This window comes from Amycolatopsis sp. Poz14 (genome assembly GCF_006704225.1).
GTDB lineage: Bacteria > Actinomycetota > Actinomycetes > Mycobacteriales > Pseudonocardiaceae > Amycolatopsis > Amycolatopsis nivea.
The window spans coordinates 2,094,942-2,113,575 of the sequence record NZ_JACLHD010000001.1 but is presented as its reverse complement, the minus strand read 5'-3'; the positions used below and the strand labels follow the sequence as shown (position 1 = coordinate 2,113,575).

The following is an 18,634-nucleotide window of genomic DNA, read 5'->3' as shown; positions in this document are numbered from 1 at the left end:
GACCGGCATGGGATCATTCGACCAGGCAAAGGGCGACCGGGAGGACGTGGGCGGCTTGGGGCGAGGCGACTGGAGGCGGCTGGACGAATCCGACGTGCGGGTGCGTCCCGGCAAGGGCACCAGGCCACGCAGCAAGCGCAGGCCCGAGCACGCCGACGCGGTCACCGCGATGGTGATCGGCAAGGACCGCGGCCGCTGGACGTGCGCGGTCGACGCCGATCCGGGTCGCGTCGTGATGGCCATGCGGGCCCGCGAAATGGGCCGCGTCTCGGTGGTCGTCGGGGACGTGGTCGCACTGGTCGGCGACGTGTCGGGCAAGCCGGACACGCTCGCCCGGATCGTCCGCGTCGACGAGCGCACCAGCGTGCTGCGCCGGACCGCCGACGACACCGACCCGTACGAACGCGTGGTCGTCGCCAACGCCGCGCAGCTGCTGATAGTCACCTCGCTGGCCGATCCCCTTCCCCGGCCCGGATTCATCGACCGCTGCCTCGTCGCGTGCTACGCGGGCGGCCTGGAACCCGTGCTGTGCCTGACGAAAGCCGACCTCGCCAGCCCGGATTCGCTGCTCGCCGGCTACGCGGGCCTCGACGTCCCGGCCATCGTCACCCGGCACGACGAGGAACCCGAGGGCCTGCGCGAACGCCTCGCCGGCCGGATCACCGCCCTCGTCGGGCACTCCGGAGTCGGCAAGTCGACATTGGTCAACCGCCTGGTGCCCGCCGCCGAACTGGCGACCGGCGACGTCAGCTCGGTCGGCAAGGGACGGCACACCTCGGTCGCCGCGGTGGCGCTGCCGCTGGCGGGCGGCGGCTGGGTGGTCGACACCCCCGGCGTCCGGTCGTTCGGGCTCGCGCACGTGACCGCGGACGACATCGTGAACGCCTTCGAGGAGTTCGCCGCGGCCGCCGAGGAATGCCCGCCGAACTGCGGCCACCTCGGCCCGCCCGAGGACCCGGACTGCGCGCTGGACGACGTGGTCGCCGACGGAAACGCCGGAGCGGAACGGCTGGCGTCGCTGCGCAGGCTCCTGGTGTCGCGTTCGGGCGGCGGGGACATCCGCACCGAATCGTGACCTGAACGGCGTAACCCCTGGCGTCGGCCGCCGATACGGAGTGCGACAGCTTCCAAGTCCAGGGGGAAATCCATGCGGCTCCGCGTTGGTGCCGCGGCCGTTTGCGCCGCGCTCGCGCTGGCTGGGTGCGGCGCGCCCGCGCCATCGACGGCGGGCCCGTTCACCGATCTCGGGTCGCTCGCCGCGGCTGTCCGCCAGAGCCTCGGGAAGACCGGCACGGTGCGGCTGACCATGTCCGAGGAGAGCGGCAAAGGAACGGCCGACGTCGAGGTCGGCCTTCTCTACAACGGCCCGCACACCGCGGTCGACCTGCGCATGACCAACGGGGCCGAACTGCGCATGTCCGGCGAGACGGTGTTCGTCAAACCGCCCACCGCGCAGGCCGACTCCGGCGGCCGGTGGATCCGGGTCTTCCCGCTCGCCGCCGACCTGTACTCCAGGGCGTTCTGGAAGCTCGCGGAGCAAACCGCCGAGCAGACCGACCCGCTGCGCACCGTCGACCAGCTCATCCGAGGCGGAGAACTGACCGGGTCCGAACCAGCCGAACTCGACGGCCGCAAGCTCACGCACTACCGCGTGCGGCTGGATTTCGAGCGCGTCGCGGACCATCTGATCGGCTTCATCTCCGACGAATCGCAGTACCGGATCCGGACGCGTTTGTCCGGGAAGGGGGTGCGGATCCCGCTCGATCTGTGGCTCGACGACTACCAGCGGCCGGTCAAGGTCGTCCTGGACGAACGGCCCATGGCCCGGTTCGACCCCGATCTGACCGGCTCGGTGCTGACCGTCCAGTACCGCCGCTGGGGCACTCCGGTCGAGGTCGCGGCCCCGGCCGCGGATCTGGTGGACAACCTGGGCGGATAAGGTAAACCGGAAGAACCTCTCCGGCGGAGGGAACCTTTACCCGCCGGACGGCGTCTCAGAAGCAACCTCGCGGAGCCGCCCCGCGCGCCGGACCGCAAGGACGCGGCCGCGAAGGCAGCCGGCGGCAACGCAGGTGAAAGACCGATTCCTTCCTAGGGGGAGAACCATGCGCAAGACCACGACGTTCGCTGTCGCCGCCGGTGCGGCGCTGGCGCTGGTGCTGACGGGCTGCGGCTCGAGCGCCGAGAACGGCACCGCGTCCCCGGCCGGGCAGTCCAAGGACGGCGGGTCCGGCCTGGCGTCGCCGTTCAGCGACGCGCTGAAGCTGGCCGACGCGGCCAAGCAGGGCACGGAGAAGGCCAAGTCGGCGAAGATGACGATGGAAATGATGGGCCAGAAGGCCGAAGGCTCGATGCGCTTCGACGGCGAGAACTCGGCCATGGCCATGACGATGGACAGCCCGCAGGGCCCCACCGAAATGCGCTACGTCGACAAGACCCTCTACATGAAGGTCCCGGCCTCGCAGTCCAAGCAGTTCGGCAGCGACAAGCCGTGGCTGAAGATCTCGCCGGACGCCACCGACCCGATGTCGCAGTCGTTCAGCAAGATGATGTCGCAGTCGACCCAGCAGAGCGACCCGACCCAGATCCTCGACCAGGTCTCGAAGGCGGGCCGGATCGTCTCGGCCGACCAGGTCGACCTGAACGGCGAGAAGGTCAACCACTACAAGGTGGAGCTGGACGTCAGCAAGTCCATGGAGACCTACGCCAAGGGCATGCCCGAAGAAGTGAAGACCCAGATGAAGAAGATGCTCGAGGGCAAGAGCATCCAGATCCCGGCCGAAATCTGGATCGACAAGGACCAGCTTCCGGTGCAGATCACCATGGACCAGACGGAAATGATGAAGCAGCTCGGCGCCTCGACCGGCTCGCCCGCCGCGGCCGCGGCCGGCGGCAAGATCGACGTCAAGTACAGCGACTGGGGCAAGCCGGTCGACGTGACCGCGCCGCCCGCCGACCAGGTCACCGACTTCGGCGAGCTCATGAAGAAGATGGGGCGCTGACCCCCGCCGCTCTTCGCGGGCCCCGAGCCGCTCCGGCTCGGGGCCCGTTTTTTGTGCGCTACTGCCGGTAGCACGCGTTCCCCCGAACGGGGCGGACCCGCCCGTTGTGCTTGGCTTGAGACACCTTACGGCCGGTCAGAGAGGGTTTTCGGATGCGCAGGACGGCCGTGGCGGGTGTCGCCGCGCTGCTGGCGATCGCCTCGGCGGGTTGTTCCAGCACCCCGGAACCGCAGCGCTTCACCGACGCCCGCGCGCTCGCGGACGCCGCTTCGGCCGCGACCTTGGCCGGGCACACCGCGAAGTTCACCGCTGACGTCACCACCGGCACCCTCGTGTCCCACGGCCAGGGCCAGGCGAAATTCGACCCCGCCGGAACGTCGCTCTCGATGACGACGGACTACGTCGGCGAGCCGATCGAACTGCGCCTGGTGGACAAGACTCTGTACGCGAAGGTGCCGGAAAGCGCGCGAGACCAGGTCAGCGACCACAAAGCGTGGGTGAAGGTGTCGCCGGACGGCACCGATCCGCTCTCGCAGGTGCTGGGCGGCAGCCTGGCGCAACTGGCCGAGCAGAACGACCCGGCGCGCACCCTGGCGCAGGTCCGCACGGCGGGAACCGTGGCGTCCAGCGAGCAGACCACCCTCGACGGAGCCTCGGCCGAGCACTATCACCTGACCGTCGACCTGGGGAAACTCGGCTCGGAACTGCCCGGCGGCCTCCCCGCCGAAGCGCTGACCCGGCTCGGCGACCGCGGCAAGACCGTCCCGTTCGACCTCTGGCTGGACCCGCAGCACCGGCCAATGCAGCTGGTCCTGGACCTGACGCCGGTCATGCAGGCCACCGGGCAGACCGGCGTCGCCACGGTCAAGGCTCACTACACGGACTGGAACTCCCCGGTCACCGTGCACGCCCCCGCCCCGGCGGAGATCGGCGTCCTCACCGGCGGCTGACGTGCCGTGAAGGGCTCCTTCCGGGAATCTGATTCCCGGAAGGAGCCCTTCACGGACCGCTAAAGCAGTTCAAGCAGGAAGGGCAGCTCCTGCAGCGCGTACCAGGCCAGCTCGTGGTCTTCGGCGTCGCCGAGGGTGAACTCGGCGTCCTCGTCGCCAAGGTCAGCGGCGTCGATCACCGCCGCCGCGGCGGCCACCGCTTCCTCGGCCTCGGCCGAGTCCACGTGGATCGCCGCGATCTGGGACTTCGGCACCGGGCCGGCGAGGCGCACGACGGCCGCGTCCAGGTCCGGCCGCAGCGTCGCGTCGTCGACGTCGACCGAGACCACGGCCCGCCGCGGTTCGGCCTTTTCCTCAGCGGCGATCAGGCGCAGCGAGGCACGGGCCGCGTCCAGCAACGCCGCGTATTCCAGTTCCTCGTCGGAACCGCTCGCGTACGCCTCGCGCAGGGCGGGCGTCAGCGCGAAACCGGTGCCGCTGCGAGCGCGGAACTCGCCATTGGCCTCCAGGTCGCGCAGCATCGCGATCGTCGCAGGCAGATAAACCCTCACCAGTGCGCACCCTTCAGCTCTTCCAGTGCTTCTTCGATCATCCCGCCGAGCAGCCCGACGTCGAACGCGGCCTTGCGGTCGCCGTTGAGTCCGAAGTAGACACCGCCGTGGTAGGAGGTGACCCCGATCGCCAGCGCCTGCGTGCGCATCAGCGGCATCACCGGGAACATCTCCACCAGTCTCGCCTCTCCGGCATACATCGGCACCTGCGGCCCCGGCGAATTCGTGATCATCAGGTTGAAAATCCGCCCGGACAGCGATCCGCCTGCCCGAGCGCCGAGCGAATGCAGCGTCGCCGGTGCGAACCCGCTCACCTTCAGCAACCCGCGCGCGGCCACCGATCTTCCCGAATTCAGGTGCTCGGCCATCGCGTGGCCGATGTGCTGCAGCCGCAGCACCGCGCTCGGCTCGCCGACCGGCAGGTCGATCAGGTAGGCCGCGACCTCGTTGCCGACCAGCGCGGGCGTCGCGAACTCGGCCGTTTCGGCGTCGGTGACCGCCATCGGCACGAGCGCGCGCACGGTCTCGGTCGGCGTGAGGTGCTCCCCGCGCGACAGCAGCCATTCCCGCAGCGCACCGGTGATCGCGGCGAGGATGACGTCGTTGACCGTGCCCCCGTGGTCCGCGCGGATCTTGCGGAAATCCTCCAGCCGCGTGCGCACGACCGAGAACACCCGGCCGCCGGAGACCCGGACGTTCAACGGCCCGGGCGGCGCGGGTCGCGTGATCGTCGCCGCGACGCCACCGAGCGTCTCGACGGCCTTGCTCACCGTGGTCACCGCGTCACCGGCGATCGAGCGCACGTTTTCGATCAGCTCGCCGGGCCGTTGCACGGTCTCGCTCATCGCGTCGAGCACCAGCTGCGCACGGCTGGGCTCGCGCCGCGGCGCCCACATGTCCTCGAACGGCTCGGGCGGTTCGGGAGTCTCGTCGAGGATGAGCTGGCCGAGGTCGATCGTGCCGACACCGTCCACAACGGACTGGTGCGTTTTCGTCACCATCGCGACCCGGTCGCCGGCCAGCCCCTCGACGAAATACGCCTCCCACAGCGGGCGTTCCGGCGCGAGCCGGCGCGACATCAGCCGCGCGACCAGGTCGAACAGCTGGTCGTCGCTGCCCGGCTGGGGCAGCGCGGAGCGGCGGACGTGGTAGTTCAGGTCGAAGTCGACGTCGTCCACCCACACCGGGCGCGCGAGGTGCCCCGGCACGCCGAGCACGCGCTGGCGGTAGCGGGGCAGGAACGCCAGCCGCGCGGCGACGAGGTCGAGGACCTGCTCGTAGGTGAACCCGGACGACGGCCGTTCGAAGATCGCCACACCCCCGACGTGCATCGGCGTCGTCTGGTCCTCGACGTACAGGAACGAGGCGTCCAGCGCGGACAGGCGGTCGGGCATGAGCCGATCCTTACACAATGCGAGACTGGCCGGTGTGGGTGATGAGCTGGCGGGTTCGCCGAAAGACCGCTTCCTGACCGTCTACGGGCGCAAACCCGTGCTGGAGGCGCTGGGCGATCCGGATCTGCGCGTGGACAAGGTGATCCTCGCCGACACCGCGCGCGGCCCCGCCGCCGCGGAAATCCAGCGCGCCGCGAAAGCCGCCGGGGTGCCCGTGCAGCGGGCGAGCGCACACCGGGTGAAAGTGCTGGCCGGCAACGGAAAGCAAGACCAGGGCGTACTGGCCGACGTCGTCGCGCCGCGAATGCGAGCCCTCGCCGCGGCCCTCGACGACCGCCGCCCACCGGCCCGGCTGCTGCTCCTGGACGGCATCACCACACCGGCCAACGTCGGAATGATCCTGCGCACCGCGACGGCCGCCGGGCTGTCGGGCGTAATCGTGCCGCGCCGAGGCGTCGCCGCACTGGATCCGATGGTGGTGAAATCCTCGGCAGGCGTTGCCTTCCGGGCACCGGTATTGCGCTGCGGATCGGCGCGCGAGGCGGCGGAAATGCTGGTGGAAGCCGGATACAGCCTGTTCGCACTCGGTGCCTCAGCGTCGACTTCGGTGTTCGAGGCGGAGCTGCCGCAGCGTTCGGCCTTCGTGCTGGGCGGCGAAACCGAAGGCGTCGGCGAGGCAGTTGCCGAACTGGTGACTGAGTGGTTGTCCATCCCGATGCCTGGCGACGTCGAATCACTGAACGTCTCCGCCGCCGCTGCCGTGCTGTCGTTCGAACTGGTGCGACGCGGGGTCAACTGAACAACGCGGCCAGCTCGTCGAGAGTCTCGGCGATGCTGCGGTGATGAACGCCGACCATGCCCGCGGCGACCGCCCCACGCACGTTCCGCTCGGCGTCGTCCACGAACACACACCGCGGCGCGGCCAGCCCGATCCGCTCAGCCGCGACAAGATAAATCTCGCGGTTCGGCTTGGCGACACCGACCTCGCCGGAGAAGACGAGCGCGTCAAAGTATTGGGCCAGCTCGGTTTTCACCCCAGGGGCGGCTCCGGGTGCGTTCGAGACGAGCGCGGTGCGGGTTCCGTTCTCGCGGGCGTCGCGGAGGTATTCGTAGAGAAGCGCGGCGTCCGGGTCGGTTAGGACTCCGGCGTAGTCGACGAGCAAGCCTTTCAGCACTTCGCCAGCCTAACTGTTTTGTTCGGGCGGTCGGGTTTCTCAGCAGCGAGTCCTCGAACCATGCCCGCGTTTCGCTCCCGCGAACGTCCGTGAGGGGAGCCCTGGGGGAATCAGATTCCGTGAGGGTTCCCCTCACGGACGTTCGGCCGGTCGCGGGTCGGTGCCGGTCGGTGCGCCCCCTTAGCGCATCAGGCTCATCCCGTCTGCGCCAATCTGCCCTTTTCGCCGGATCAGGCGCTCAACGTCCCATCCCCCGACCCCTCGACGCACTAATCCGCGGGTGGACGTCCATGTTTCGGGGAGGGAACTCAATGACGAACCACAGCCTCCGGCCGCTGGCTGCGGTCCCGGAGGTCAAGGGGCGGCGCAGGCATCGGCGCGGTCGGTGGCCGTCGCCGCACGAACTGCCGCCTGCTGGGCATCGGCTGGTGCGGCTTGCCGATCCGCCTACCGGACAGCGGCTGAGCCAGCGGCTCAACGCCATCCTCGAAGTCCTCGCCGGGCGGCGGGCGGCCGGGCAGATCCGTCCGCTCGTGGACGAGGCGTTGTTTTCCCGGCTCAGCAGTCAAGGGCTGATGCCGGGCATCCGCCATCACGTCGCCGGGGAGTTGCGCGTCTGCCGTCCGGCCGAGACCGCGTTGGAGACCAGCACGATCATCCACTCCGGACCCCGGGTGCTGGCGTTGGCGGCCCGGTTCGAGCGCACGCGGACGGGATGGGTGTGCACGCGGTTTCACGTGCTCGCACCGCGCGCCGAGATCGCGCAGGCTGGTCGGCCCTCAGTGGCCTGACCCAGTGGGACACGTGTCCTGAAGATTAGGACATACAGCCTAGAGCGAGTCCACTGTGGAGACAAAAAAGAACGGCAGCACGAGGGTTCTCGTGCTGCCGTTCTCAGCCAGTACCGTCCACAGTGGACGGAGTTAGGCACGCGTCAGCGACGCGGGCCCTTCTTGCCCTTCTTCGCCTGCGCCCGCTCGGCGGCCCGGCGTTCGCGGCGGGTGCCGCCCGCGGCTCCGGCGTCCGAGTCGTTCGCGCTGTCCGAATGGGACTCGACGCCGCCGCCCTCGGAGGGGCCGGACATGGTCAGTCCGGATTGGACACCGCCGCCGCCGAGGCCCTTGCCGCGCAAGGCGGACGGGACCGAATCGGAGTCGGTGGCCGGGGGCTGCGGCGGGGCGGGGCGGGCGTGCTTGCCCTCGTCCTCGCCCTGGTTGCCGAAGGCGCCCGCCGCCGCGGCGGTCGCGGACGTGACTCCGCCCGGGAGCGCCGACGGTTCCGGCTGCTGCACGGTTTCCGGCTCGGCGCGCTCGACCTGAAGGTTGAACAGGAAGCCGACGGCCTCCTCCTTCAGCGAGTCGAGCATCGCGCGGAACATGTCGAAGCCCTCGCGCTGGTACTCGATCAGCGGGTCGCGCTGCGCGAGCGCCCGCATGCCGATGCCCTCCTTGAGATAGTCCATCTCGTAGAGGTGCTCGCGCCACTTGCGGTCCAGCACGGTGAGCATGACCTGGCGCTCGAGGCGGCGCATCGAGCCTTCCTCGCCGACCAGTTCGTCGATCTCGGCCTCGCGCTTGGCGTACGCGTCGAGCGCGTCGTCGACCAGCGCCTGGCTGAGCGATTCCGCGTCGAGGTCGCCGTCCTCGATCAGGTCGTCCCAGTCGAGGCTCACCGGGTACAGCGTCTTCAGCGCGGTCCACAGCTGCTCGTGGTCCCAGTCCTCGGCGTAGCCCTGGGAGGTCGCGCCCGAGACGTACGCCTTCACCACGTCGACGATCATGTGCTCGATCTGCTCGCGCAGGTCCTCGCCCTCGAGCACGCGGTGGCGCTCGGCGTAGATCACCTTGCGCTGCTCGTTCATGACCTCGTCGTACTTGAGGACGTTCTTGCGGGTCTCCATGTTGAGCTGCTCGACCTGGGTCTGCGCGCTCTTGATCGCCTTGGAGACCATCTTGTGCTCGATCGGCACGTCGTCCGGCAGCCGCATCGTCGTCATGATGCGCTCGACCAGCACCGCGTTGAACCGGCGCATCAGGTCGTCGCCCAGCGACAGGTAGAACCGCGATTCGCCGGGGTCACCCTGCCGGCCGGAACGACCGCGCAGCTGGTTGTCGATGCGCCGGGACTCGTGGCGTTCGGTGCCGAGCACATAGAGCCCGCCCGCCTCGCGGACCTCGTCGGCCTCGGCGCGCGCCTCTTCCTTGATCTCCTCGAGCACCTTCGGCCACGCGGCCTCGTACTCCTCGGAGTTCTCGACCGGGTCGAGCCCGCGCTCGCGCAGCACCTCGTCGGCGATGATGTCCGGGTTGCCGCCGAGCACGATGTCGGTACCGCGGCCCGCCATGTTCGTGGCGACGGTGACCGCGCCCTTCCGGCCGGCGCGCGCGACGATCAGCGCTTCCTTGTTGTGGTACTTCGCGTTCAGCACCTCGTGCGGCACGCCCAGCTTGAGCAGCAGCTTCGACAGGTGCTCGGACTTCTCCACGCTCGTGGTGCCGACCAGCACCGGCTGGCCCTTTTCGTGCCGTTCGGCGATGTCCTCGGCGACGGCCTCGAACTTGGCCTGCTCGTTCTTGTAGATCAGGTCGGCGCGGTCCGCGCGGACCATCGGCCGGTTCGTCGGGATCGGCACCACGCCGAGCTTGTAGGTCTGGTGAAACTCGGCCGCCTCGGTCTCGGCGGTACCGGTCATGCCGGACAGCTTCTTGTAGAGCCGGAAGTAGTTCTGCAGCGTGATCGTGGCGAGCGTCTGGTTCTCCGCCTTGATCTCGACGCCTTCCTTGGCCTCGATCGCCTGGTGCATGCCCTCGTTGTAACGGCGGCCCACCAGGATGCGCCCGGTGAACTCGTCGACGATCATGACCTCGCCGTCGCGGACGATGTAGTCCTTGTCCTTGTGGTAGAGCTCCTTGACCTTCAACGCGTTGTTCAAGTAGCCGACCAGCGGGGTGTTCGCCGCCTCGTACAGGTTCTCGATGCCGAGCTGGTCCTCGACGAACCGGACGCCCTTCTCGGTGACCGCGACGGTGCGCTTCCGGACGTCGGTCTCGTAGTGGTACTTCGAGTTGATCAGGTTGGCCTTCTCGACCCGCTCGCGCGTGCCCATCGTGGTGGTGTCGATGCCCTGCATCAGCGGCGCGAGCCGGGCGAACTCGACGTACCACCGCGACGACTGGTCCGCCGGGCCGGAAATGATCAGCGGGGTGCGCGCCTCGTCGATGAGGATCGAGTCGACCTCGTCGACGATCGCGAAGTTGTGCCCGCGCTGCACGCATTCGTCGAGCGACCAGGTCATGTTGTCGCGCAGGTAGTCGAAGCCGAACTCGTTGTTCGTGCCGTAGGTGACGTCGGCGTTGTAGTGCTTGCGCCGTTCCTGCGGGTCCTGCTCGGCGACGATGACGCCGACCTCGAGACCGAGGAAGCGGTGGATGCGGCCCATCCACTCGGCGTCGCGCTTGGCGAGGTAGTCGTTGGTGGTGACGACGTGCACGCCGTCCCCGGGGATGGCGTTCAGGTAGGCCGCGAGGACACAGGTCAGCGTCTTGCCCTCGCCGGTCTTCATCTCGGCGACCTGGCCGAGGTGCAGCGCGGCCCCGCCCATGAGCTGGACGTCGTACGGCCGCTGGCCGAGCACCCGGTGCGCGGCTTCCCGCGCGACGGCGAAGGCCTCCGGCAGCAGTTCGTCCAGGGATTCGCCCTTGCCGTACCGCTCGCGGAACTCGTCGGTCTTGGCCCGCAGTTCGGCGTCCGACAGGTCCTTCACGTCGTCTTCGAGGGTGTTGATGTGATCGGCGATGTTGCGCAGCCGCTTCACCATCTTGCCCTCGCCCGCGCGGAGCAGGCGGTTCAGCACCATCCGGTCGACCTCACTAGCTGATCATGATCGCGCCCAGGCCGTTCCCGGGCAGTAAATCGCCACGGCTGGCGCCCGTGTGCGCCGCCGCCGTCTCCCCCATCGTAGGGAACGCGGCCTGGTCCGCGCACGCACGTCGTCGCAGAAGGTCACGGAAGGTTTGCACAGGTCCCGACGAAGGTCGTGCCGCGGGTCGCGCTCCGGGCACGCGGACGGCCCGCACGCGTTCGCGTGCGGGCCGCCGGTGCGGTTTGCCCCTGGCTGGGTCAGCCCAGCCGGATCACGCCGTAGTCGAAGCCCTTTCGCCGGTAGACGACACTCGGCCGGCCGGCCTCGGAGTCGTTGAACAGGTAGAAGTCGTGGCCGACCAGCTCCATCTCGTAGAGAGCCTGGTCCACCGTCATGGGATCCGCGTCGTGTTGCTTCTCGCGGACGACGCGGCCGGGCTGATGGCCCAGGTCCTCGTCTTCCCAGCGCCCCTGCCGGGGAATGTCGCCCGCACTCGTCGCCGCGAAACCGTTCACCATGGGTTCGGTCGCGTCGGGTGCGTCCAGGACGGCCGTGCCCATGGCGGGCCCGGCGACGGCATCGGATCCGCCGACCATCGAGGTCGCCTCGGCGACCGACTCCGGACGGCTGCGTCCGTAATGCACGCGCCTGCGGTCGTGTGTCCGCCGGAGCCGGTTTTCCAGCTTGGTGACGGCGGAGTCGAGCGCTGCGTAGAAGTCGGCTGCGCTCGCTTCTGCGCGAACAGCCGGACCGCGGCCTTTCCCGGTGATCTCGACGCGCTGGCAGCTCTTGGCCTGCCTGCGGTTGGGCTCGTGGAAGAGCTCCACGTCGTAGCGGATGACCTTCTTGTCGTAGCGCTCAAGGCGGGCCAGCTTTTCGCTGACAAGCGCCCGGTAATGCTCGGGCACCTCCACGTTGCGGCCCTTAACGACGATGTCCATACACGACCTCCCTCGCTGAGGAAACTGCGAGCTGTTGTGTTCTCACGGCACCGGTACTGAACGGCTACTGCACGGGTTCGGCGGGCTGATAAAGAATTCGCGACCGGATCACGACGTCTCGTGGCGGTAGCGCGAACGCGGACTCAGCGGGCCGCCGGCGCCAGGGACATGGGCTGCACACCTCCCTGCCTGCGGGTATTGCTGATAGCGGAGCACGTTAGCTTCATCACGCCGTCCGCAACAGCCCCCGAGCCGGGGGATGTCACGATCCGGGAACTCGTCACGGGGCGCAGTGAATCATGCGTGCGCAGCCCGGAACCGCCGCTCGGAAGGCCGAGCGCGCGTGCCCAAGTTTCACGCGGACGGCTCAACAGAGCGGCACCTCGGACGCCGAGGGTGACCGGCCCCTGCAGCACAGCCGCCACCTCGGTGGACTGCCCCGTCGCGGGGGTGATTCCGGCCTCGACCCTCATGCCCCGACAACGGGCGACGAGGACAGGAGGTTCCCTCTTGACATCACTCGTGTAGGTGACACCTGGCGGTAGTGGGCATGCGAACGCGAGTTGCCTCCCCGGCGAGAAAGCGGACGGACGTTTTCGGGCGGACGGTTTTTGGAATCGTTCCGTTTTGGCCGGACACGGAGTGGAGGATCGGTTTCCGCGTCACCGGATTTCGGTTTCCGAGCTCGCCGAACTAGGGCGCGCGGCGGATTCGCGGGCGGCCAGGGGTGCTCGGGTTCCCGATCCGCGCACGGCCAAGGCGCATCCGGGTGCCGGATTCGCCCACGGCCAAGGCACATCCGGGTTCCGGAAGTGGGGCAGACCGCCTTTCAACGTGGGACAAGCTCCCTTTCAGACTGTCGCCAGCAGGGCCAGCACCGCCACCACCGGCACGCCCGCGTTTTTCAACGCCGTGACGCATGCGGCGGACGTGACGCCTGTGGTGATCACGTCGTCCACCACCACGACCCGCGTGCCCGGCGGTGGACGCCCTGCCGCGGCGAATCGCAGCCGTCCCTCCAGATTGGCCGTCCGTTCCGCCCTGCTCAGCCCGACCGCGTCGCGCCCGCCCTTCAGCACCAGGGCAGGCGCGACATACGCTCCCGTCAGCCGAGCGGCTTCCGTAGCGATTCGCTGGACGTGCGGACCGCCGCGCACCCGCGAAGCGATCCGGCGGCTCGGCGCTGGAACCAGGCACCACGGACTGGCGCGAGGACCGCCGGAAGGCAACGCCGTCAGCCCAGCCGCCAGTACCCGGCCCAAAAACGGGGCAACGTCCCGACGGCGGCGTTCCTTGCAGGCGATCAAGATCCGCCTGGCGGCACCCGTGTAGCGAGCCAAGGCGTAAGCCGGGACCAGCGCTGCCAAAGGCGCGCGGAATACCGCAGTGGGGGACCCCCACGTCGTGGAGCATCCGGCGCACACGGGCGCGCCGCGGGTTTCACAGCCTGCGCAGTAGGTCGGCAGGAGCAGGTTCAAAAGCAGTCTCAGCAACATGACTCCGAGTGTGCACCCGACCACCGACAGTTTTCGGCCGCGCGAGCACCGGAGCCCGGAAATCACCCCGGATAGAACGGATCCGCGTTCTGCATCGAGTGCGCCTGCGGCCGCCACACCTCGCCGAGCTCGGTCGCCGTCCACAGGCCCCCGGCGTCCGCGACCACGATCGGCTGGCTCGGGGCGGACGCGACCGCCCGCACCGGCGCGGTCAGGTTGGAACTGTTGTAAGCGTCCATCCGCCGTCCGTCGATCGACAGTCGCTGGACCGGCTGCGAGGGCGAGGACGTCGCGGCCACCAGGGTGTCCGGCGTCGAGCCCCAGTCCACGTCCAGCACGTCGGTGAGCACGCCGGGCTGCAGCACCCGCGGCTCGCGCAAGGTGACCGTGTCGCCGCTGCGCACCACCGACGCCACGACCAATTGGCCGTTCACCGTCGCGGCCACGCGGGTGCCGTCCCGGGAAAGCCGCAGGACACCGATCGACCCCAGCGCCAGCAGGTCGTTCGCGTTGACGCTCTGGCGCAGCCAGTGGCCGTTCGGGTCGAGGACCATCCGCGCGATGATCGAATGGTCGACGACCGTCCACACCTCGTTCGACGGCCCGGCCCCGGCCTGTGCCGGACGCCAGGTCGGGCGGCTCAGCGAACCGCCGCCGAGGTCGACCGTCGGCAGGTCGCGGCCGAGATCGCCGATGCGCAGCCGCACGCGGTCGCCGTCCTGCTCGACCACCGCGAGGCGTTTGCCGTCGATCGACTCGGCCGCGCTCACCACCGGGTACGCGCCGTTGCCCACCGCGCCCGGGATCGGCGCGCCGTCGCTGAGCGACCGGACCCGGCCGCCGACCGTCATCAGCCCGTTCGGCGACGAGGAAGCGTTGTATGACGGCAAATCGGTGCTGCGCCAATACTCGTGGCCCGCCACGAGCGGCGCGCCGTCGGCGAGCAGCCGGATCCGCGTGGACGTGACCGTCTGCATCGACAGCACGATCTGCGCGGCGATCAGCGACCGCGTGTCCGCGCCGACGCCGGTGAGCCCGCTCAACTGCACGGTCAGCGAGCCGTCGTCGTTGTTCTTCACGTTGTTTTCGAGCGACACCCCGTCGCCGAACAGGTTTTTCACCGCGCCGGTGAGCCCGGCGGACGGGCCCTGGAGGATCAGGTCCATCACCCGGCCCGGCATGCCCGACTGCGGTTTCGCCGGGACGTAGCGCAGGTCCGGCGCGAAGGATCCGGAGTCGGGCGAGTAGAAGCTCACCACGACCGGGTTGTAGTTGCCGTCGAACTCGTCGTCGGTCACCAGCAGCACCGGCGGGGGCGGGCTGGAGATCCGCCATTGCCCGTCGGCCTGCTTGCGCACCTGGAAGGTCTGTTCGGCCGGACCGCTGCCGGGGATGAACGCGGAATCCGCGCTCAGCGTGCCGAGCACCGAACCGCGCACGGTGACCGTGCGGACGTTCGGGTCCGGCGCCGTCGACGACGGCGTGGGCGTCGTGGTGGTGCCGGTGCTGGCCGTCGGGTCGTAGACCGTGCTGAAGGTCTTGTCGATGATCGTGAACGAGCGGTTCGGCCGCCACGCGCCGCGCTGTTTGTCGTCGAGGAACGCCCGCGAGGCCGCGTTGCCCGACCGCGGATCGGCGTTGGCCTTGATGAACAGCCGCACGATGTCGAGCGGTTCGGCGTTGGCCGGCGGTTCCGGCGCGTTGTTGGCCTGCTGGGGCGCCTTTTCGACCGACACCACGACCGGCAGCGATTCCTGCGGAACGTTCGCGCAGCTCACGAGCACCAGTGCGCAGGCGAGAAGGACGAGCACTCGCCTCACTGACCGACCTCCTCCCGGTCCGGCGCCGGATCGGCGAGGATCGCCTCCGGCGCGGGATGCAGTTCGGCGACCGACGACGGCGACAGCGTGATCTCCGAAACGGCGTCCGGCGGCGGCAGCACCAGCGGGCTGTCCGCGATCGGCACGCCTTGCCTGCGCGGCACCACGAGCCGGAAGCACGCGCCGTGTCCCGGCTCGCCCCACGCGTCGAGGACGCCGCCGTGCAGCCGCGCGTCCTCCTGGCTGATCGCGAGGCCGAGCCCGGTGCCGCCGGTGCGCCGGTTGCGCGACGGGTCGGCGCGCCAGAACCGGTTGAACACCAGGTCGGCCTCCCCCGCCCGCAGGCCGACGCCGTAGTCCCGGACGGTGATCGCGACCGCGGTCTCGTTCACCGCGACCGTGAGCACCACGGGTTTGCCCTCGCTGTGGTCGACGGCGTTGGCGAGCAGATTGCGCAGGATCCGTTCGATGCGGCGCGCGTCCACCTCGGCGGAGGTGTCCTCGTCCGGCAGCACCAGTTCGACCGCGCTGCCCGCGGTTCCGGCGAGCACCCGCACCTGCTCGACCGCGCGCGTCGCGATCGGCCGCACGTCGATGTACTCCGCCGACAGCTCCTCGACGCCCGCGTCGAGCCTGCTGATCTCCAGCAGGTCGCCGAGCAGCGCCTCGAACCGGTCGAGCTCGTCGACCAGCAGTTCGGTCGAGCGGGCGAGGCCGGGCGGGAACTGCTCGCGGGAGGCGTGCAGCACGTCGGCGGCCATCCGCACGGTGGTCAGCGGGGTGCGCAGCTCGTGCGACACGTCGGAGGTGAACCGGCGCTGCAGGCCGCCGAATTCCTCGAGCTGGCGGATCTGGTTCTGGATGCTGGCCGCCATGCTGTTGTAGGACACCGCGAGTTTGGCGAGGTCGTCCTCGCCCACGACGGCGAGCCGCTGGTCGAGGTCGCCGCCGGCGAACTGCTCGGCCGCCGCGACGGCTTGCCGGACCGGCCGCACCACCTGCCGGACCACCAGGTTCGTGATGCCGGCGAGCAACAGCAGCAGCACGATCCCGGCGACGAACAACGTGTTCTGCACTGTCGACACGGTGGTCTGCTCGCTGGTGAGCGGGAACAGCAAGTACAGCTGCAGCGGACTGGCCGCGGTCGACAGCGGAGTGCCGACGATCAGGTAAGTGGTCCGGACGCCGTTCTCGTCGACGGTGTGCTCAAGCCGGGCGAGATGGTCGGCCTCGACGAACTGGCGCAGCCGCTCCGGCACCGCGGGGAACGGCCCGACGTACACCGGGTCGGCGTCCGACTGGCCGCGGCCGACGCTGGCCAGCACCGGCTCGAAGGTGCCCGCGGTGGAACCCGCGCGCGACGAGGACGTGGTCGAGATCTTCTTGAGCGCGTTCTGCAGGCGCGTGTGCAGCGCCTCCGGGGACTCGCCGCCGATCCCGACCAGTTCGCGCGTGGCGGTGTCGGCCAGCGCCTGGGTCTGCTCGATCGCGGCACGGCGTTTGGTGTCCAGCAGCCGTTCGGTGATCTGGTTCTGCAGGACCATGCCCAGCACGAACACCACCGCCGAGGACAGCGCCAGCGTCGAGATCGTGACGCGGAACTGCAGCGAGTGCTTCCACAGCTCGTTGAACGCCACCGCGCGGCGGCGTGCGAAAACCACGACCCGGGCCGAAAGCCGAGCCGTGGCGCGGGCGGCGGCGCGAAGCCGCCCCGCGAAACCGGTCATCGCACAATCACGGCGGGCCGGCCTTGTACCCGACCCCGCGCACCGTCAGCACCACCTCAGGGTGCTCCGGATCCTTCTCCACCTTCGAGCGAAGGCGCTGGACGTGCACGTTCACCAGCCGGGTGTCGGCCGCGTGCCGGTAGCCCCACACCTGTTCGAGCAGCACCTCGCGGGTGAACACCTGGCGCGGCTTGCGGGCCAGCGCCACGAGCAGGTCGAACTCGAGCGGCGTCAGCGGGATCGCCTTGCCGTCGCGGGTGACCTCGTGTCCGGGAACGTCGATCGCGAGATCGCCGATGGTGAGCGATTCGGCGGGCTCGGCCTCGGTGCGGCGCATCCGGGCGCGCACGCGGGCGACGAGTTCCTTCGGCTTGAACGGCTTGACCACGTAGTCGTCGGCGCCGGATTCGAGCCCGAGCACGATGTCCACGGTGTCGCTCTTCGCGGTGAGCATGACGATCGGCACGCCGGACTCGGCGCGGATCGCTTTGCACACGTCGATGCCGTTCATGCCGGGCAGCATGAGGTCGAGCAGGACCAGGTCCGGTTTCAGCTCCCGCAGCGCGGGAAGCGCGCGCGAACCGTCCGCGACCACCGCGGTGTCGAACCCTTCGCCGCGCAGGACGATGGTGAGCATCTCCGCCAGCGCCGGGTCGTCGTCGACCACCAAGACACGTGCCTTCATGACCACATGTTCGCACTACCTCCCGCACCCGTGCGCACGACCCGCGCGTTTGACCACCGGAAAGATCAAGATCACCGACCCGGTTGGGCCATCCGGACGCCTCGGGCGCCCGGCCGCGGCCGGATTCGCCCGCTCAGCCGAACAGATCGCAGCCGAACGGTTACTGTTGCGCTATGCGGAACCAGGACTCGGGAAACGCAACGGGAAGCGCGGTGCAGTCCGTCGACCGGGCGATCACGGTCCTGGAGCTGCTGGCCCGCAACGGCGAAACCGGCATCACCGAGATCGCGGGCGAGCTGGGCGTGCACAAGTCCACCGCGTCCCGGCTGCTGAGCGTGCTGGAGGCGCACGGGCTGGTCGAGCAGCTGGGCGAACGCGGCAAGTACGCGATCGGGTTCGGCGTCGTCCGGCTGGCGGGCGCCGCGACCGGCCGGATGGACCTGGCGAAGCTCGGCAGGCAGACCTGCCAGTCGCTCGCCGAGGAACTAGGCGAGACGGTCAACATCGCGATCGCCGACGACGGCGTCGCGATCAACATCAGCCAGGCGCGCGGGTCGGCGGCGATCACCACGCAGAACTGGACCGGGCAGCGCACGCCGCTGCACGCCACGTCCAGCGGCAAGGTCCTGCTCGCCGCGATGGACGACGCCGAGCGCAAGCGGATGCTCGCGCACGAATTAGAGCAGTACACACCGCGGACCACGGTCGACCGGGACGAGCTGGCGGCCGAACTGGACCGCGTCGCGGAGGACGGCTACGCGGCCTCGTTCGAGGAGCTGGAACTGGGCATGCACGCGGTCGCGGTGCCGGTGCGCGGCCCCGGCGGCGAGGTCGTCGCGGCGATGAGCGCGTCCGGTCCGTCCTACCGGCTGTCCAAACAGCGGATCCGGCAGATCGTCGCGCCGATGGCGGAAGCGGCACGGGAGCTTTCCGCTCAGCTCGGCTACTTTTCCGCGTGACCCCGGCGGCCGCGGCGGCTCTCTTGACAGCACGCCCGCGATCCCGCAATTTGTGAGTTGCAGCAGACGGAA

The 18,634-nt window shown here is 69.6% G+C and carries 16 protein-coding genes; 7 read left to right on the top strand and 9 right to left on the bottom strand.

The window, feature by feature from the left end; all coding sequences use genetic code 11:
* The first annotated feature begins 55 nt into the window (after nucleotides 1–55).
* From rsgA to FKO37_RS10365, 4 genes are all read left to right on the top strand, one after another.
* Nucleotides 56–1,075: a ribosome small subunit-dependent GTPase A gene (rsgA, locus tag FKO37_RS10380; protein ID WP_238608250.1), complete on the top strand. Its 1,020-nt coding sequence runs from the start codon at nucleotides 56–58 to the stop codon at nucleotides 1,073–1,075.
* A gap of 72 nt (nucleotides 1,076–1,147) precedes the next feature.
* On the top strand, nucleotides 1,148–1,939 hold the full coding sequence (locus FKO37_RS10375; protein ID WP_134666953.1) for a hypothetical protein: 792 nt from the start codon (nucleotides 1,148–1,150) through the stop codon (nucleotides 1,937–1,939).
* Nucleotides 1,940–2,105: 166 nt separating this feature from the next.
* On the top strand, nucleotides 2,106–3,002 hold the full coding sequence (locus FKO37_RS10370; RefSeq protein ID WP_037816559.1) for a hypothetical protein: 897 nt from the start codon (nucleotides 2,106–2,108) through the stop codon (nucleotides 3,000–3,002).
* Between the two features lie 152 nt (nucleotides 3,003–3,154).
* Nucleotides 3,155–3,952 carry a lipoprotein gene (locus FKO37_RS10365; RefSeq protein ID WP_037816564.1) on the top strand — a complete coding sequence of 266 codons (798 nt, stop codon included), beginning with the start codon at nucleotides 3,155–3,157 and terminating at the stop codon, nucleotides 3,950–3,952.
* A 59-nt stretch (nucleotides 3,953–4,011) separates the two neighbouring features.
* On the opposite strand, the gene FKO37_RS10360 is transcribed toward FKO37_RS10365, so the two are convergent.
* Both FKO37_RS10360 and FKO37_RS10355 read right to left on the bottom strand, forming a co-directional pair.
* On the bottom strand, nucleotides 4,012–4,503 hold the full coding sequence (locus FKO37_RS10360) for a hypothetical protein (RefSeq protein WP_106961329.1): 492 nt from the start codon (nucleotides 4,501–4,503) through the stop codon (nucleotides 4,012–4,014).
* Nucleotides 4,500–5,897, bottom strand: coding sequence for a wax ester/triacylglycerol synthase family O-acyltransferase (locus tag FKO37_RS10355; RefSeq protein WP_037816566.1), 1,398 nt, complete (start codon nucleotides 5,895–5,897; stop codon nucleotides 4,500–4,502). The genes FKO37_RS10360 and FKO37_RS10355 overlap by 4 nt, the downstream gene beginning before the upstream one ends.
* 34 nt (nucleotides 5,898–5,931) lie before the next feature.
* Between FKO37_RS10355 and FKO37_RS10350 the strand changes: the two genes are divergently transcribed.
* Nucleotides 5,932–6,696, top strand: a complete 765-nt coding sequence (locus tag FKO37_RS10350) for an RNA methyltransferase (RefSeq protein WP_238604337.1) — start codon at nucleotides 5,932–5,934, stop codon at nucleotides 6,694–6,696.
* On the opposite strand, the gene FKO37_RS10345 is transcribed toward FKO37_RS10350, so the two are convergent.
* A complete protein-coding gene (locus FKO37_RS10345; RefSeq protein ID WP_134666961.1) occupies nucleotides 6,689–7,072 on the bottom strand; it encodes an HAD-IA family hydrolase in 384 nt (127 codons plus the stop codon). The two genes, FKO37_RS10350 and FKO37_RS10345, sit on opposite strands and share 8 nt — an antisense overlap.
* A 311-nt stretch (nucleotides 7,073–7,383) precedes the next feature.
* Here FKO37_RS10345 and FKO37_RS10340 point away from each other — a divergent pair, with 311 nt between their 5' ends.
* Nucleotides 7,384–7,863: an Rv3235 family protein gene (locus tag FKO37_RS10340; RefSeq protein WP_200864330.1), complete on the top strand. Its 480-nt coding sequence runs from the start codon at nucleotides 7,384–7,386 to the stop codon at nucleotides 7,861–7,863.
* Nucleotides 7,864–8,006: 143 nt separating this feature from the next.
* Here FKO37_RS10340 and secA read toward each other — a convergent pair whose 3' ends face one another.
* The 6 genes from secA to mtrA form a co-directional block, all read right to left on the bottom strand.
* Nucleotides 8,007–10,928, bottom strand: coding sequence for a preprotein translocase subunit SecA (secA, locus tag FKO37_RS10335; protein WP_238604336.1), 2,922 nt, complete (start codon nucleotides 10,926–10,928; stop codon nucleotides 8,007–8,009).
* 263 nt (nucleotides 10,929–11,191) lie between these two features.
* A complete protein-coding gene (hpf, locus tag FKO37_RS10330) occupies nucleotides 11,192–11,875 on the bottom strand; it encodes a ribosome hibernation-promoting factor, HPF/YfiA family (RefSeq protein ID WP_037816576.1) in 684 nt (227 codons plus the stop codon).
* An 851-nt stretch (nucleotides 11,876–12,726) separates the two neighbouring features.
* Nucleotides 12,727–13,242, bottom strand: coding sequence for a ComF family protein (locus FKO37_RS10325; protein ID WP_238604335.1), 516 nt, complete (start codon nucleotides 13,240–13,242; stop codon nucleotides 12,727–12,729).
* A 191-nt stretch (nucleotides 13,243–13,433) separates the two neighbouring features.
* Entirely contained in the window at nucleotides 13,434–15,191 is a 1,758-nt protein-coding gene (locus FKO37_RS10320) for an LpqB family beta-propeller domain-containing protein (protein ID WP_238604334.1), read from the bottom strand.
* Entirely contained in the window at nucleotides 15,188–16,918 is a 1,731-nt protein-coding gene (gene mtrB / locus FKO37_RS10315) for an MtrAB system histidine kinase MtrB (protein WP_037816580.1), read from the bottom strand. Before mtrB ends, FKO37_RS10320 begins: the two co-directional genes overlap by 4 nt.
* Nucleotides 16,919–16,925: 7 nt before the next feature.
* Complete coding sequence (gene mtrA, locus FKO37_RS10310; RefSeq protein ID WP_037355684.1) at nucleotides 16,926–17,603, bottom strand: MtrAB system response regulator MtrA; 678 nt, start codon at nucleotides 17,601–17,603, stop codon at nucleotides 16,926–16,928.
* A 173-nt stretch (nucleotides 17,604–17,776) separates the two neighbouring features.
* Between mtrA and FKO37_RS10305 the strand changes: the two genes are divergently transcribed.
* Complete coding sequence (locus FKO37_RS10305; protein ID WP_037816581.1) at nucleotides 17,777–18,562, top strand: IclR family transcriptional regulator; 786 nt, start codon at nucleotides 17,777–17,779, stop codon at nucleotides 18,560–18,562.
* Nucleotides 18,563–18,634 lie beyond the last annotated feature (72 nt).